The sequence below is a fragment of the Pseudomonas sp. GW823-FHT02C02 genome, assembly GCF_058797635.1.
Map to the genome: position 1 here is coordinate 68,100 of NZ_JBXAJV010000027.1, position 16,519 is coordinate 84,618.

Genomic DNA, 16,519 nt, shown 5'->3' on the forward strand with positions numbered 1-16,519 from the left:
GTCGCGGCCATCGCCAGCAAGCTGGCTCCCACAGTGATGGGGTCGTACACAAAATGTGTGAACACCACCGAACCTGTGGGAGCCAGCCTGCTGGCGATGGACATCACGCCATCTTCACGCCAGGCGTAAGCGATGCAGGCAACACCAGGTTCGGCGTTTCCAGCGAGGCCACCGGGTACGCGCAGTAATCTGCGGCGTAGTAGGCGCTGGCGCGGTGGTTGCCCGAAGCGCCGACGCCGCCGAATGGCGCGCTGCTCGCGGCGCCGGTCAGCTGCTTGTTCCAGTTGACGATACCGGCACGGCTTTCCAGCCAGAACTGCTGATAACGCGCTTCGGAATCCGACAGCAAACCAGCCGCCAGCCCATAGTCCGTGTCGTTGGCTTCAGCAATCGCCGCTTCAAAATCAGCGTAGCGGATCACTTGCAGCAACGGGCCGAACAGCTCCTCGTCAGGACGATCGGCGACAGCCGTCACGTCCAGGATGCCCGGTGTCAGCAACGCGGCTTGCGCCTGAGGCTGAGTCATTTCCAGCAGCGCCACGGCGCCATTGGCCAGCAGATGCTCTTGCGCATCCATCAGCGCTTTCGCCGCACCGAGGGAAATCACCGAGCCCATGAACGGCGCCGGTTGCTGGTCAAACGCACCGACTTCAATCGTCGAGCTGACCGCCACCAGACGCGCCAGCAACGTGTCGCCCCAGGCGCCCTGCGGTACCAGCAAGCGACGGGCACAGGTGCAACGCTGGCCGGCGGAAATGAATGCCGACTGGATGATGGTGTAAACGGCAGCATCGAGGTCTGCGACCTGATCCACCACCAGCGGGTTGTTACCGCCCATTTCCAGGGCGAGGATCTTGTCCGGACGACCGGCAAATTGCTGGTGCAGGTGATTGCCGGTGCGGCTCGAACCGGTGAAGAACAGACCGTCGATGCCCGGGTTCGCCGCCAGGGCGATACCGGTTTCGCGAGCGCCTTGCAGCAGGTTCAACACACCCGCTGGCAGACCGGCTTCGATCCAGCATTTAACCGTCAGTTCGGCGACTTTCGGCGTCAGTTCGCTGGGCTTGAACAGCACGCTGTTACCGGCCAGCAGTGCCGGCACGATGTGACCGTTCGGCAAATGCCCCGGGAAGTTGTAAGGCCCGAACACCGCCACCACACCGTGTGGCTTGTGGCGCAACACGGCGGTGGCGTCGCCCAGCGGGCCGCTCTTCTCGCCGGTACGCTCGCGGTAGCTCTGCACCGAGATCGCAATCTTGTTGACCATGCTGGTCACTTCCGTTGCGGCTTCCCACAACGGCTTGCCGGTTTCCTCACCAATGGTGCGGGCCAGTTCGTCAGCGTGGTTTTTCAGCGCGGCGGCAAAGGCTTCAAGCACGGTAATGCGCTCGTCCAGGGTGCGACGGGCCCAGCCCGGAAACGCCTGACGAGCAGCCTGCACGGCCGACTCAACCTGAGCGGCGGTCGCGCCTTCGCCGGTCCACAGCACTTGCTGGGTCACCGGGTTCAGTGACTGGAAGGCTTCGCCCTGACCGGCCAGCCATTCACCTGCGATGTATAGCGAATTCATTATTTCGACTCCCTGGCAGCAGACAACGGAACGGCGCGCACTTGATCACCGGCGTTGAGTTGAAGACGTTTGGCGGTCAGCGGATCAACGACCAACGTACCGGCGGCGAAGCGTGCTGGCGCGGCAGTGATGCGGCAGTCTTCGCGCTTGCGGTTGTGAATCAGGAACGGAGTAGCGTCATCACCCGGCGTGCCGATGGCCAACACCAGTGCCTGGCTGTCGCGCACGGCGCGGATCTTGCCGGTTTCGCACTCGACCGCAGGGCCGGCGTCGAAGATGTCGACGTAGCCTTGGTAGCTGAAACCTTCGCTCTTGAGCATGGCCAGCGCCGGCTCGGTGTCAGGGTGAACCTGACCGATGACGTTGCGCGCGTCTGGCGACAGAAAGCAGGTGTACAGCGGAAATTTCGGCATCAGTTCGGCGATGAACGCCTTGTTGCCCACGCCAGTCAGGTAATCGGCCTGGCTGAATTCCATCTTGAAAAAGTGACGGCCCAGGCTTTCCCAGAATGGCGAGCGCCCGGCTTCGTCGGACACGCCGCGCATCTCGGCAATGATCTTGTTGCCAAACAGCTGCGGGAACTCGGCGATGAACAGCATCCGCGCCTTGGCCAGCATGCGGCCGTTGAGGCCCGTGCGGTAATCGGCGTGGAGGAACAGCGAGCACAACTCAGAGTTGCCGGTCAGGTCGTTGGCCAGGAACAGCGTCGGGATCTCGCGGTAGATGTTCAGCTCTTGCGAAGCGCTGACCGTCAGGCCGACCCGGAAGTTGTACCAAGGCTCACGCAGGCCGACAGCGCCGGCGATGGCGGAAATGCCCACCACGCGGCCATCATCGTCTTCGAGCACGAACAGGTAGTCTGCATCGCCCCGCCCGGCTTCACCGCGAAAGGTCTTCTCGGCCCAGCCGACCCGATGGGCCAGACGTTCTTCGTTGGCCGGCAAGGTGGTCAGGCCGGTGCCGGTGCTGCGGGCCAGGTCGATCAGAGCGGGTAAATCGCTGCTGCGTACAGGACGAACGATCATGCTATCTCCTCAAACGGGCCGCTTGCGCCACCCGCGAAACTTCGCTGCTTTCTAAACACTCAAGCAGTCGTTAAACCGCCACCAGGCGCACGCTCGCACCTTCACCGACGCCCAGGGCTTCGGCCGCTTCCAGATCCAGGGTCACGGGTTTGCCCGGCGCGTAATCGAGCTCAAGCAATACAGCGCGGTAATCCTGCAACTGGGCGTTGGCCACCAGGTACTGACGACCGACACCTTTGACCGCCTCGCCAATTTTCACCGGCACCACACGGCTCTGCGCGATCGAGCGGATCCCGGAGACGCGGGCATGCAACGTCGGGCCGCCGTCGAAAATGTCGATGTAGTGATCGGTCTCGAAGCCTTCGCGCATCAGGATGTCGAAGGTGATCTGGGCTCGCGGATGCACCTGGCCCATCGCTTCTTGAGCGGTGTCCGGCAGCAAAGGCACGTAGATCGGGTAATGCGGCATCAGTTCGGCGAGGAAGGTCCGGCTCTTCAGGCCGCACAGACGCTCGGCTTCGGCGTAGTTGAGGTCGAAGAAGTTGCGACCGATAGCGTCCCAGAACGGCGAGTCGCCATTTTCGTCGCTGTAACCGACGATCTCGGTCACCACGGAATCGGCAAAGCGCTCCGGATGGCTGGCAACGAACAGCAGACGACCACGGGAGTTGAGCTCGGCCCAAGGCGAACCCACCAACTCGCGCTGCACGTAGAAACTGGTCAGCAAGCTGTTGCCGGTCAGGTCGTGGCACTGCGAGAGCACGTGAATCTTGTTATGAATCTTCAGCTCGCGGGAGGCGTGCACGAAAGTTTCATTGCGAAAGCTGTAGAACGGCTCGGAGTAACCGGCGGAGGCAACGATTGCAGAGCAACCGACCAGTTTGCCGGTGGTCGAGTCTTCGAGGACGAAGAAATAGCTTTCTTCGCCGTTGAAGCTGACTTCCGCGGAAAACGAGGCTTCGCTTGCGGCGATCTTGTCGCTCAGGCGTTCAACGTCATCCGGCAAGGAAGTGACACCAATCGGGCTGTCCGCAGCCAGACGCTGTACCTCGCCCAGATCAGCCATTTGCGCGGGGCGCATCACCAGCATGGTGTCACTCCTTTCTCGTAACTCTTTTGGGGGAAATAAGCCGAACCCTTGCAGGAGCGAGGCTTGCCCGCGAAAGCGGTGTGTCAGCCAATAACAAGGGGTCTGACACGCCGCTTTCGCGGGCAAGCCTTGCTCTACAGAAGAGCGGGTCCGGCATAAAAATTGGGTTCGACACCTGAAATGTCAGGCGCCGAAGGGTCATCAGGCTTGCGTCAACTTGGCCACAGCGCGTTCGAAGCGGTCCAGGCCCTCGTCGATGTCTGCGTCTTCAACCACCAGGCTTGGGGCAAAACGCACCACGTCGGGGCCGGCTTGCAGAATCATCAGGCCTTCACGCTCGGCGGCGTTGAAGACGTCTTTGGCCTTGCCTTTCCAGGCGTCGCTCAGTACACAACCGATCAACAGGCCCATGCCGCGGACCTTGGTGAAAATGCCGTACTTCTCACCGATCTGCTCAAGGCGCGCCTTGAACTTGGCATGCTTGGCCTTGACGCCAGCCAGCACTTCAGGGGTGTTGACCACGTCGATCACCGCTTCCCCGACCGCGCACGCCAGCGGGTTGCCGCCGTATGTGGTGCCGTGGGTGCCGACGACCAAATGCTTGGCCAGGTCTTCGGTGGTCAGCATCGCCGCGATCGGGAAACCGCCGCCCAGGCTCTTGGCGCTGGTCAGGATGTCCGGGACTACGCCGTAATGCTGATAGGCGAACAGGTGGCCGGTGCGACCCATGCCGGTCTGCACTTCGTCGAAGATCAGCAGCGCATTGTGCGCGGTGCACAGATCGCGAGCGCCTTGCAGGTACTCAAGCTCAGCCGGGATCACACCGCTTTCGCCCTGGATCGGTTCCAGAACCACGGCGCAGGTCTTGTCGGAAATGGCGGCTTTCAGCGCAGCCAGATCGTTGTACGGCACGTGGGTGATACCGGTGATCTTCGGACCGAAACCATCGGAATACTTGGACTGGCCACCGACGTTCACGGTGAACAGGGTACGGCCGTGGAAGCTGTTGAGCGCGGCGATGATTTCGTACTTCTCGCTGCCGAACCGATCAAAACCGACGCGACGGGCCAGCTTGAAGGCGGCCTCGTTGGCTTCGGCGCCGGAGTTGCAGAAGAAAGCACGCTCGGCAAAGGTGGCGTTGACCAGCTTATGCGCCAGGCGCAAGGCCGGCTCATTGGTGAACACGTTGGACACGTGCCACAGCTTGTTCGCCTGCTCGGTCAAGGCACTGACCAGCGCCGGGTGCGCATGGCCCAATACGTTAACGGCAATCCCGCCAGCGAAGTCGATCAGCTCGCGGCCAGACTGGTCCCAGACATGGGAACCGGCACCACGCACTGGAATGAATGCGGCAGGCGCGTAGTTGGGAACCATTACCTGGTCGAAATCGGCGCGTTCTACCGCAGCGTGCTCAACGGACATCGGAGTCTCCTGAAGAGGAACGCTCGCCGGAAACTGGCGAGCGATGGGGGGATTGTAAGGACAGTTTTCAGCCCGGCCTTGCCGCCAAGCGACAACTTCTTATAGCGCAAACCCCGGTTTCAGCCGGGTTTACGGCAATGCGACATATAGGGTCGCAAAGGCGCAGTTTAAACCGCCGGCACAGGTTATAGGCAGGCTTGTCGAGCGGTGCGGTAAATATGTACCGCACCCGCCCCGTCATCGTCTGTTTTGCTGGCGACTCATCCAAACGCTAAGGGAATAGCGCATGAGTCGACACGAAAACGATCACCCTTCAAATGTCGGTGGCAATGAATCCGCCACGCAACCGGACGATCACTACCATCATCTGTTCAACAACCTGCCGACCTGGGTATTGGAAGCCTCGCCCGCGACACGCGATGCCCTCAAAACCGCCTCGCTTGCCGCGCCGCACTGGCACGGCACCGCGACATCCCTGCAACACCAGTCGCTGAAAAAGCTCAGCCAGGAACATTGGACCCAGCGAAATCGTCTGGACTCAACGCTGTCGAGGCTGCAAAGCGCACGCGCCTTCGCCGAAGCGTTGCTAAGCGCGGCCTTGAAAACCCGGTTTGATCTGGAACTGGACGTTAAAACCACCTTCCTGCGCCTGTACATTCCACAAGCCGTGCCCTGGTTCGGGATCAAGACGGGCGCTGCGCGCACCTGGACCGTGTCGCTGCTCGACGCCGCCCTGCATAACTTTCAGGCATCGGAAATGGCGGCGGATGCTTACGAGCCCGCCTCGACGTTCATTACCGAACCATCGCCCGCAGGGCAGTTCGATACGCTGCCGGCGGTCAAACAGAAACTGACCATTGCTGCCTTTGTGAGGCTGTGCCGGGAACTGGACATTGGCGCCCGCTACACCACGTACCTCAAAGACAATCTTGGGCTGACCAACCCGGTGGCCGGCGCGGTGTTGAAAGCGAAGGTGATCAGCTCGCATAAAACGGCACTCAAAGCCGCGCTACAAATGGCTCAAATCCGCAAGGATATTCCGGAGGATGCCTATCACTCGATCCTGCGCCTTGTGGAAGGTCGTTCCGGGGCGCGACTCAATGGCCAGCCGCTGTACGGTCATGACCTGACCCTCATGTCCTCCTCCCTGACCGGGATTGTCGTTTTCGCGCCGAGCCTGGAGCGCGCGCGCAAGGGAACACGGATCATTGCCTACATTCCCGACGATCCCGAGCACCCGCTCAAGGAGTACCCGAATACCCTGGCGTTCATGACCGAACTGACCCGCAAGCTACGCGCCCCGGCTTACCAGACGTTCTTCAGCCGCTTCGTCGAGCATAAGGAAAGGGGCCCTTTTTTTGCTGATCTCAACCGCCGCCTCCAGCGCGTGACCTGGCATCAACACAAGCGTGGCGACCCACTGCCGAGCTGGCGCGAAACGCCCATCGACAGGCCTAACCTGCGGTTTTCAATGACGCCGTTCAGCGCGGACCTGTGGAACCATCTCTATCAGCGACAACTAAACAAAATCCTCAACGACGCCAGCACGCTGGCCGTCTCCACCGCCTCCGCCGACCGAAACGCGCGCTGGGCTTTGTGGGATGCCGTCAGCAAAGTAGCTTCGACGCTGCTTGAAATCGCAACATTCGTGGCATTGCCGTTCGTCCCGTTTCTTGGCGAAATAATGCTGGGTTATATGGCTTACCAGTTACTCGACGAAACATTCGAAGGCATCGTAGACCTGGCCGAAGGACTGAAAACAGAGGCGGTCGGGCATTTGATTACACTCGCTGAAACAGTGGTTGAGGTGGGCACATTCGCGGTGGGTGGTGCGATCGCTGCCGGCGCCTTCAGCCGTTTGCTTTCGCGCGAAGCGGTCGCGCTGGTCGACCCGCTCAAACCCGTCGCAACGCCGAAAGGAAAAACCCGCTACTGGAAGCCGGATCTGACCCCTTACGAACAGGCACAGCGTTTGCCCGAAGGCGCCAAACCCGATCAGCTTGGCCTCTATCGCCACGGGGGCAATACGCTGCTGCCTCTGGAAGGAAAACTGTATGCCGTGAAACCCGATGGCACCTCCAACGCGTTTCAGATTGAGCACCCGACCCGCGCCGATGCTTATCAGCCTTCTTTACTGCACAATCACCACGGCGCCTGGCACACCGAGCTGGAACAACCGCTGGAATGGGATCGGGAAACGGTCATGCGTCGAATCGGCCAGGGTGTCGAGTCGTTCAGCAACGCCGAGCGCGAGCAGATCCTGCGGGTCAGCGGTTTCCACGACAACGCCGTGCGCGAAATGCATGTCGAACATTACCGCCCGCCTTCGCTGCTGACCGACACGATCAAGCGTTTCAAGATCAACCGGGACATCGACACCTTTATCGAGCAGATCGGCAGTGATCAACCCGAGCACTATCGAAAGGCTGATTCGACCCTGCAACATCAACTGCTGAGTGGCTACGACGGCTGGCCTGTCGACACGCCAATGCCGACAGCGCAAGCCCAAACATCAGCCTTCAGACAACGGACCGCAGAACTGGCCCGGGATTACCGCAAATCGCTGTTCGATCTGCGTTATCGCGCGCTGGAAAAAACCGATGACCTGCGGGTTCAGCGGCTGATTGATGATGTGCGGGGGTTACCTACCGATATCGCCGAGGAACTGGTGAGCAATGCGTCCGGCACGGAACTGAAACAGCTGCACAACGGCCGCACGCCCCAGCGTCTCAAGGACGCCGCGCTCAAAGCCATGGAGGCCGTGCGTGCTATCCGAGCCTCTGAAGGTTTTTATTCCGAAGCGCTGGACACCACCGACACCCACCGACTGGCCTTGCAAAGCCTGAACTCACTGCCCGATTTACCAGCCGGGTTGCGTATCGAAGTGCGGGACTACTCGGCCGAGGGAGCTTTGCGCGACAGCATTGGCCAACCCGATGCGCCCCTACAAAAAATACTGGTTCGCGCTGAAGACGGGACTTACCACGTACACCAAGACCCGGATTCGACGCCGGAGGATTTTTATCAGGCCTTGTTCCGGGCACTGCCGGATGCGCAACGCAACAAGTTGAACCCTTGGATCACAGATGCCCAGGTCTTTAAACAACGCATCGCCGAACACGCACTGGAGCAACCGGCCTTACGCAGGCTGTTTGCAAAAAATCCCCATCGGAAACCGTTCTATGACCCGACCACCATGCGCCTGCCCGGTGGTACCGAGGGCTACAGTCGAATCGCCCGCGAGACACCGACGCTCAACGACCGGGTTCGCGAGGTTTACCCCAACCTGCCTCAGGAAGAAATGCAGTCCATTGTCCAGACACTGCAACTTCATCCCGATGGTGCTCGCGTAGAACTTTCACGCTTGAGGAGGGAGCTGGCCCGACTGCATCAGGACCTGCGCGCCTGGGTCAGTGATTCCCCCACAACCCATCCTGACACCGGGCGCCCGCTCAGCGAACTGGATCAACAAGCCGAGCGAAACAACCGCCGGTTGCTGGCCCAGGAAATCCAGCGCAGCTGGCGTCGACAGTCCGACCGGGATTTCGACACACCGGAGGGGGTGACCCAATATGTGCTCAGGTTTGCAGAGCCGATCCTCGGCGACTTGCCGTCGTTGACTGCCGATTTCAGTCATGTGTCGCAGCTGTCCCTGGAAGGCACCCGCAGCGCACAGGCCATTCCCGCGTTTCTACGAGGTTTCAGCGGGCTGCGCCGCCTGGAATTGCGCCGCTTTTCCCTGAACACCCTCCCCGACGCCATCAGCCAAATGCCCGACCTTCACGCCTTGGTCTTGAGCGATTGCGGCATCCGGGTCGACGCCGCCACGTGGTCGAAGCTGGCGTCAATGAAGCAACTGGCCATGCTCGACCTGTACAAAAATCCGTTTGAAACCTTGCCGCATATCGACACGATGAGCGAGCTGGCGCACCTGGACCTGAGCGACACCCGCCAGACAGGGATTGCGGCCAGCCTTCTGCAACAACCGAAGCTTCAAACCCTCCTGCTGATGAACAACCACATCAGCGAGTTGCCTGCCGGGTTATTCGAGAGTTCGCTATACGGCAAGCGCGGCCTGCACCTCACCGACAATCCGCTGTCGAACAGCGCGCGAGAATTGATCAAGCAACACCACTTCGAAACCGCCTACGACATGGGCGTCTATGCACCCGAAGCCGATATCGATCGGGTCAAGGCGCTGTACCCCAGCATGGAAATCGAGCAGGCGAGCGAGTTCGTCTACGAATTGCCGGGGACTCTGGAGGATGGCCGCAGCTATTTGACGCGCCTTGAACAAGAGCTCACCCAGCTGAAAAACGATTTGTCCGCATGGACCGCCGATGTTCCGCAGCAGGACCCGGTGACGGGCGAACCGTTCAGCGACGAGCAACTCGTTGCCGAGCAAACGAACCGCGACGAATTCAAGCAAGCGCTCGAGAAGTGCTGGCAGCGCGAGTCGGAACTGGATGAGTTCAACGAAGCACTTGAGCCGACGTTCGAACTCAGGGTCCGTCCGGTCATCAATGGAGAACTGCCGACCTTGAGTGCGGATTTCAGCCATGTTTCCGCGCTTGAGGTTGACAGTGCCGAGGGCGCAACACGCCTGGGGCGTTTCCTTGAGTCCTTTCTCAACCTCAAAAGCCTGCGGCTGCGCGAGTGTGACCTGGGTGACATTCCCGATTCGGTGTTCAAGATGGGACGCCTGCGCTCGCTGTCGCTCCCCGATTGCCGGGTCAGCCTGTCAGCGGAGTCGGCAAGTGCATTGGCGGGAATGGAGCAGCTTGATTACCTCGACCTGAGCTTTAACCCGTTGGGGCGCACGCCGGATCTAAGCCAAATGCCCGACTTGTCGACCGTGCTGCTCAACGACACCGGCATCACTGACATACCCGACGGCCTGCTTCAGCTGGCGGATCTAGACTGGGCTGACCTGAGCATGAATGCAATAACCGAGGTGCCCAGCGACCTGCTGGAATTGCCGGTGGAAATTGCTGAAAACATCACCTTGAGAGGCAATCCGTTTTCCCAGGAAAGCCTCGCGCGACTGGTCCGCTTCTTTGAACTGACCCGTGCGGATTTTGGCGTGGAGGAGGTTATCAACCGAGGGGAAATACAGGTGTCGACCTCAGAGGGTTCCGAGATCGACGAGTAACATCAACCGCGCTCGGACGGCACCGACGACAACTCGAATGGACTGCTGCTGCGCCGCTGGTTGCGATCTTCCCGCGGCGTGGCACCGAAGAAGTTGCGGTAGGCGCTGGAGAAATGTGGCCCCGATGAGAAGCCACAGGATAGGCCGATCTGAATGATCGACTTGCTGGTTTGCATCAACATCTGCCGGGCCTTGTTCAAGCGAAGTTCCAGGTAGTACTGGCTCGGCACACGGTTGAGGTATTGCTTGAAGATCCGCTCCAGTTGTCGACGGGACACGCACACGTGCTGGGCGATTTCGTCGGTGGTCAGCGGCTCTTCGATGTTGGCTTCCATCAGCAACACCGCTTGGGTGAGCTTCGGATGGCTGGAACCGAGGCGGTTCTGCAGCGGGATGCGCTGGCGTTCGCCGCCCTCGCGGATACGCTCGACTACCAGTTCTTCCGACACAGCGCCGGCCAGTTCGGCGCCGTGATCACGGGCCAGCACGGCCAGCAACAGATCGAGCACCGACAGGCCGCCACACGCGGTCAGTCGATCACGATCCCAATCGAACAGATGGCTGGTGGCGATCACTTTAGGGAAGCGTTCGGCGAAATCGTCCTGCCAGCGCCAATGCACGGCAGCGCGGTAACCGTCGAGCAAACCCAATTGCGCCAACGGGTAGACACCGGCAGACAAACCACCGATCACGCAACCGGCACGCACCAGTTGTTTCAGCGAACTGCTGAGCGCCGGCGCGAGGGTGGTCGGCGGCTCATCGGCGAGCAGAAACAGCTTCTGGAAGTTTTCGAGCTTGCCGGCCCACGGCTCACCCGGCAGTTGCCAGGCGCCTTCGGTCGGTGGTTCGGCCTGCAAAAACGACAATTCGTAGACAACATCCGGATGCACACGCTGGGCAACACGCAAGGCCTCCTCAGCCAGCGCAAGCGTCAGTGCTTTAGTGCTGGGCCAAATCAGGAAACCAATTCGATGGGCAGTCATGGCGGGCAATCCGAAACGAAAACAGTGATGAAGGCATGGGCCAATGCTAGCCCGTAAATGAACGCAAATCTCGAAACCAGCAGCATTCCCCTGTTGGAGCAAGGCTTGCCCGCGAAAACGGTGGTTCAGTCAACATGATTGCTGTCTGAACCACCGCATTCGCGGGCAAGCCCCGCTCCTGCAGGGATTGGGACCAGCCTTTAGGTTGCGAAGCATGCACTATCCCGGTGCGCAACGGGAGTTCGGTTTACTTCAGGCTGCCCGACAGGAATTGCTGCAAGCGTTCAGACTGTGGATTGACCAGCACTTCACGCGGGTCGCCGCTTTCTTCAACGATACCTTTGTGCAGGAACACCAGCTGATTCGACACTTCACGGGCGAAGCCCATTTCGTGCGTCACCACGACCATGGTCCGGCCTTCCAGCGCCAGGGCCTGCATCACTTTCAGTACGTCGCCGACCAGTTCCGGGTCGAGGGCCGAGGTCGGTTCGTCGAACAGCATCACCTCAGGCTCCATCGCCAGCGCACGGGCAATCGCCACGCGCTGCTGCTCGCCGCCGGACATGTGGCCCGGGTAAGCGTCTTTACGATGGGCCACGCCGACCTTGTTCAGGTAGTGCTCGGCTTTTTCGCGGGCCTCGGCCTTGGACATGCCCAGCACGTGAACCGGCGCTTCCATGATGTTTTCCAGCGCGGTCATGTGCGACCACAGGTTGAAATGCTGGAACACCATCGACAGGCGCGAGCGCATGCGTTGCAGCTGTTTCGGGTCGGCCGCTTTCAGCGCGCCGTCCTTGTTCGCCACCAGTTTCAGCTCTTCGTTGTTGAGCAGAATCTTGCCCGCGTGCGGCTGCTCGAGCAGGTTGATGCAGCGCAGAAAAGTACTTTTGCCAGAGCCACTGGAGCCGATGATGCTGATCACATCACCAGCCGCCGCTTTCAGGGACACGCCCTTGAGCACTTCGTGACTGCCATAGCGTTTATGCAGGTCTTGGACTTCAAGTTTGTACATGCGGTCGGTTCTCACAAAAACAGTCAGTCAGTCGTTGAGCAAGCGCCCGTGACGCAGCGCTTCGCGCCCCGCCACCTTGGCCAGCCAGAAACCGGGTTGGGCATAACGCAGCCGTTCAATGGCAAACAGCACCCCGGACGTACCAGCACACACCGTGCTGACCCGATCCGATAACGGATCGATCACTTCGAAAATCTCGTCACCGGCTTCGATCCACTCACCGGGTTTACGCAAAAAGCTGATCACACCCGGGTGCGGCGCGAACAGCAACTCGGTGCCCTCGAACGGCATGCCTTCGCACGCCTCTTGCGCAGGCTTGGGCCATTCGCCGCTGATCAAGCCTTGCTCGGCGAGGAACGCCAGAATGCCTTCGGCATAAGCCTCGGCCTCCGCGCGACCGGTATCAGCCTGACCACCCAGTTCGATGGTCGTCGCCAGACAGGCCAGCGGAATCTGCGCATCCGGGAACTGACGCGACAAACGCAGCCACGGCAGCGAGCACGCCTCGTCAAAGGAACTGCCGCCGGAATCTTCCGCCAGCAGACCCACTTTCACATTCAGGTGCGCGGCCAGCGAACGCCATTGCGGCCAGTGTTGCGGCAAGGCGTACATGTGCAGCGCCGCTTCGGCATCGCAATGCAAATCCAGCACGACATCAGCGGTGCAGGCGTGGCTGAGCAAGATGCGCTGCATGCCTTGCAACTGGCTCGCCGCCGGAGGCAATGCCGCCAGTGCGTCGCTCATGGCTTGGCGGATCAAACGGATATTGGCGTGCGGATCATCACCCAGGTGCCCGTCCAGCTCAGCGGCCACTGGCGCGCTCAGCTCGACGAAATCGCGGTTGAAATTCTTGCCGCTGCCCGCTTCGAAACGACCTTGATGGCTGCCTTGCAACAGTTGACCGAGGCCCAGTGGATTGGCCACCGGCACCAGCTCGATCACGCCGTTGAGCAGGCCTTGGGCTTCGAGTTCGGCCAGGCGCTTTTTCAGCTCCCAGGCCGTGCGCATTCCCGGCAGTTCATCGGCGTGGAGGCTGGCCTGGATGTAGGCCTTGCGCTCGCCACTGCCGAAGCGGAACACCGAGATCTGGCGCTCGCTGCCCAGGTGGTTCCACGGCAATACGTGATCGATGCGTTCCATATCAGTGCTTCCGCGGGGCCAGATAGCCCAGCCAGCGGCGCTCGGCCAGCTTGAACAGCTTCACCAGAATGAAGGTCAGGCACAGATAGAACACGCCGGCGGTGATGTACGCTTCGAACGGCAAGTAGTACTGAGCGTTGACCGTGCGCGCGGCACCGGTGATGTCGATCAGGGTCACGATGGACGCCAGACTGGTGGTCTGCAGCATCATGATCACTTCGTTGCTGTACTGCGGCAGCGCCCGGCGCAGAGCCGATGGCAGCAGGATGCGCTTGTACATTTTGTAGCGCGACATGCCCATGGCCTTGGCCGCTTCGATCTCGCCGTTCGGCGTGGCGCGCAGGCTGCCGGCGATGATTTCGGCGGTGTAGGCGCTGGTGTTGATCGCAAAGGCCAGGCACGCACAGAACGTTGCACTGGACAGCCACGGCCACAAGAAGCTTTCACGTACCGCTTCGAACTGCGCCAGACCGTAGTAGATCAAGAACAGCTGCACCAGCATCGGCGTGCCGCGGATCACGTAGGTGTAGAGCCAGGCCGTCATGTTGACGACGGCGTTCTTGGAGACGCGCATCAAGCCCAGCGGCAACGCACACAGCAGGCCGAAAAACAGCGACAGCGCGAGCAATTTGAGGGTGGTCACCAGGCCGCCGAAGTACAGCGGCAAGGCCTCCCAAATGACGTTGTAGTCGAAGATCATAGATCAGCCGCCCTTACGCCTACCGAGTAGCGCTTCTCAAGGTGACGCAATGCCAGCAACGAGACACTGGTAATCACCAGGTACATCGCCGCCACTGCGAGGAAGAAGGTGAAAGGCTCGCGGGTGGCGTCTGCCGCCTGCTTGGCCTTGAACATCATGTCTTGCAGACCCACCACCGAAATCAGCGCAGTGGCCTTGGTCAGTACCAGCCAGTTGTTGGTGAAGCCCGGAATGGCCAGACGGATCATCTGCGGCACCAAAACCCGGAAGAACACCTGGAAACTGCTCATGCCGTAGGCCATGCCGGCTTCTGCCTGACCTTTGGGGATCGCCATGAAGGCGCCGCGGAAGGTTTCCGACAGGTACGCACCGAAGATGAAGCCCAAGGTGCCGATACCGGCGGCCAGCGGGTTCAGGTCGATGTAATCGTCAAAGCCGAGCATCGGCGCCACGCGGTTGAGCAGGTCCTGACCACCGTAGAAAATCAGCAGGATCAGTACCAGATCGGGAATACCGCGGATCACCGTGGAATACAGGTCGCCCAGCCAGGCCAGCCAGCGAACCGGCGACAGACGCAATGCCACGCCGATCAGGCCCAGAAAGATGGCCAGGACCATGGAGGACAAGGCGAGCTGAAGCGTCAGCCATGCGCCATCGAGGATGACAGCCCCGTAGCCTTTCAACATGATTCAGGTCCTCGAATGTTGGGATGAAAAAATGGCGCAAACCTCAGAGATCCTGTTGCTTGCGCCATTTCGGACTTGTCGCCGGGACGTGTTACTTGCCGTAGATGTCGAAGGCGAAGTATTTGTCCTGGATTTGCTTGTACTTGCCGTTCTCGCGAATGGCAGCGATCGCGGTGTTGATCTTGTCTTTCAGCGCGTCGCCCTTGCGAACCGCGATACCCACGCCGTCGCCGAAGTATTTGACGTCGGTGAAGGCCGGGCCAACGAACGCGAAACCTTTGCCAGCGTCGGTTTTCAGGAAACCGTCATCGAGCAGCGTAGCGTCTGCCACGGTGCCGTCGAGGCGGCCAGCGGCCACGTCGAGATAGATTTCGTTCTGCGAACCGTAAGGCTTGATCTCGGCACCCAGCGGGGCCAGGACTTCGCGGGCGAAACGCTCGTGGATCGAACCACGTTGCACGCCGATGTTTTTGCCCTTGAGCTCAGTCAGGCCGTCGCTGACTTGAGTGCCGGCCTTCATGACCAGGCGCGCCGGGGTGTTGTAGTACTTGTTGGTGAAGTCCACGGATTTCTTGCGGTCTTCAGTGATCGACATGGACGACAGGATCGCGTCGATCTTGCGCACTTTGAGCGCCGGGATCAGACCGTCGAACTCTTGCTCGACCCAAGTGCACTTGACCTTCATCTCTTCGCACAGAGCGTTGCCGATGTCGTAGTCAAAACCAACAATGCTGCCGTCCGGTGCTTTGGAAGCAAACGGAGGGTAAGCCGCTTCGATACCGATTTTCAGAGGTTTTTCATCAGCGAAAGTCGGCAGGGACAGCACGGACAGTGCCAGGGCGCCAAGCAGCACGAGTTTCTTCATCTTGGGACTCCATCGGTAAAGGGCTAAAACGGCAGAGTGAGCGACAGCCCAATATGCGAATGAGTGGAACCGCAAAGCGGTGCTGCGTCGTAGGAACCGCGCGCTTTTTTCAACGCGAGCCACAACGAGCGAGTGATCGGCATTCTAACGACAGGCCCGAAGCCGATATTTCTTCAATGCGACAACTAATTACAGATGCACCGAGAAAGCCGCTTGAGCGCGTTGACAGCCCTGCAAATTCATGCAAGAGCAAAAGACAGTGAACCGATCACTGCTGCAAATTGCGGGCCTATTATTGGCAAACCCTTCTAATCCGGCAAGCGCAGCGTTGTGTCTTATTTTTTAGCCGGGCTGGAGAGGCCCGGGAGTGGGGGTTGGCGTTTCCCAATGCCCCGCATCGGAGCGCGCGGTTACACATTCAGTTACTTGAAGGGTGGAGGGTAACAGTGGGAAAGCGCCTACAAGTGAAGTCGATAATTATTGGCCGTTGTTTGTTGAGTGCCTGACAGATCGCCATCGCTAGCAGGCTAGCTCCCACAGGGATCTCCAGGGGATTCGCAATTTGAAACGAGCGCAGTTCCCTCTGTGGGAGCTAGCCTGCTAGCGATGAGGCCCGACCGGCCAACACAAAAACCTCAGACAAAAAAAGCCCCATCCGGCACAACACCGGATGGGGCTTTTACTGACTCAGAGATGTCGGTTAAGCGACGTTCATGATCTTGTGCTCATCAATCAAATGCTGCACCACACCCGGATCCGCCAGGGTGGAGATATCACCCAACCCATCGTATTCGGCAGTCGCAATCTTGCGCAGGATCCGGCGCATGATCTTGCCCGAACGGGTTTTCGGCAGCCCCGGTGCCCACTGGATCAC

The 16,519-nt window shown here is 60.1% G+C and carries 12 protein-coding genes; 1 reads left to right on the top strand and 11 read right to left on the bottom strand.

Going from position 1 to position 16,519, the window contains the following annotated elements:
- Positions 1-103: 103 nt before the first annotated feature.
- The 4 genes from astD to AC1ROI_RS32190 form a co-directional block, all read right to left on the bottom strand.
- Complete coding sequence (gene astD, locus AC1ROI_RS32175) at positions 104-1,573, bottom strand: succinylglutamate-semialdehyde dehydrogenase (RefSeq protein ID WP_167362295.1); 1,470 nt, start codon at positions 1,571-1,573, stop codon at positions 104-106.
- Positions 1,570-2,595: an arginine N-succinyltransferase gene (astA, locus tag AC1ROI_RS32180; protein WP_010457241.1), complete on the bottom strand. Its 1,026-nt coding sequence runs from the start codon at positions 2,593-2,595 to the stop codon at positions 1,570-1,572. The genes astD and astA overlap by 4 nt, the downstream gene beginning before the upstream one ends.
- Before the next feature lie 70 nt (positions 2,596-2,665).
- A complete protein-coding gene (gene aruF, locus AC1ROI_RS32185; protein WP_010457242.1) occupies positions 2,666-3,685 on the bottom strand; it encodes an arginine/ornithine succinyltransferase subunit alpha in 1,020 nt (339 codons plus the stop codon).
- Positions 3,686-3,886: 201 nt separating this feature from the next.
- Entirely contained in the window at positions 3,887-5,107 is a 1,221-nt protein-coding gene (locus AC1ROI_RS32190; RefSeq protein ID WP_010457244.1) for an aspartate aminotransferase family protein, read from the bottom strand.
- A gap of 286 nt (positions 5,108-5,393) precedes the next feature.
- On the opposite strand from AC1ROI_RS32190, the gene AC1ROI_RS32195 reads away from it, so the two are divergent.
- On the top strand, positions 5,394-10,259 hold the full coding sequence (locus tag AC1ROI_RS32195) for a dermonecrotic toxin domain-containing protein (protein WP_102595636.1): 4,866 nt from the start codon (positions 5,394-5,396) through the stop codon (positions 10,257-10,259).
- 2 nt (positions 10,260-10,261) lie between these two features.
- On the opposite strand, the gene AC1ROI_RS32200 is transcribed toward AC1ROI_RS32195, so the two are convergent.
- From AC1ROI_RS32200 to AC1ROI_RS32230, 7 genes are all read right to left on the bottom strand, one after another.
- Positions 10,262-11,242, bottom strand: a complete 981-nt coding sequence (locus AC1ROI_RS32200; protein WP_010457247.1) for a GlxA family transcriptional regulator — start codon at positions 11,240-11,242, stop codon at positions 10,262-10,264.
- 247 nt (positions 11,243-11,489) lie between these two features.
- Positions 11,490-12,254, bottom strand: coding sequence for an ABC transporter ATP-binding protein (locus tag AC1ROI_RS32205; RefSeq protein ID WP_102595635.1), 765 nt, complete (start codon positions 12,252-12,254; stop codon positions 11,490-11,492).
- 27 nt (positions 12,255-12,281) lie between these two features.
- Entirely contained in the window at positions 12,282-13,394 is a 1,113-nt protein-coding gene (locus AC1ROI_RS32210; protein ID WP_102595634.1) for a M14 family metallopeptidase, read from the bottom strand.
- A gap of 1 nt (position 13,395) precedes the next feature.
- Positions 13,396-14,094: an ABC transporter permease gene (locus AC1ROI_RS32215; protein WP_010457252.1), complete on the bottom strand. Its 699-nt coding sequence runs from the start codon at positions 14,092-14,094 to the stop codon at positions 13,396-13,398.
- On the bottom strand, positions 14,091-14,780 hold the full coding sequence (locus AC1ROI_RS32220) for an ABC transporter permease (protein WP_010457254.1): 690 nt from the start codon (positions 14,778-14,780) through the stop codon (positions 14,091-14,093). The genes AC1ROI_RS32215 and AC1ROI_RS32220 overlap by 4 nt, the downstream gene beginning before the upstream one ends.
- Before the next feature lie 91 nt (positions 14,781-14,871).
- Positions 14,872-15,645: an ABC transporter substrate-binding protein gene (locus AC1ROI_RS32225; RefSeq protein ID WP_102595633.1), complete on the bottom strand. Its 774-nt coding sequence runs from the start codon at positions 15,643-15,645 to the stop codon at positions 14,872-14,874.
- A 700-nt stretch (positions 15,646-16,345) separates the two neighbouring features.
- The coding region (locus AC1ROI_RS32230; protein WP_172962168.1) for a hypothetical protein at positions 16,346-16,519 on the bottom strand (174 nt) is incomplete at its 5' end.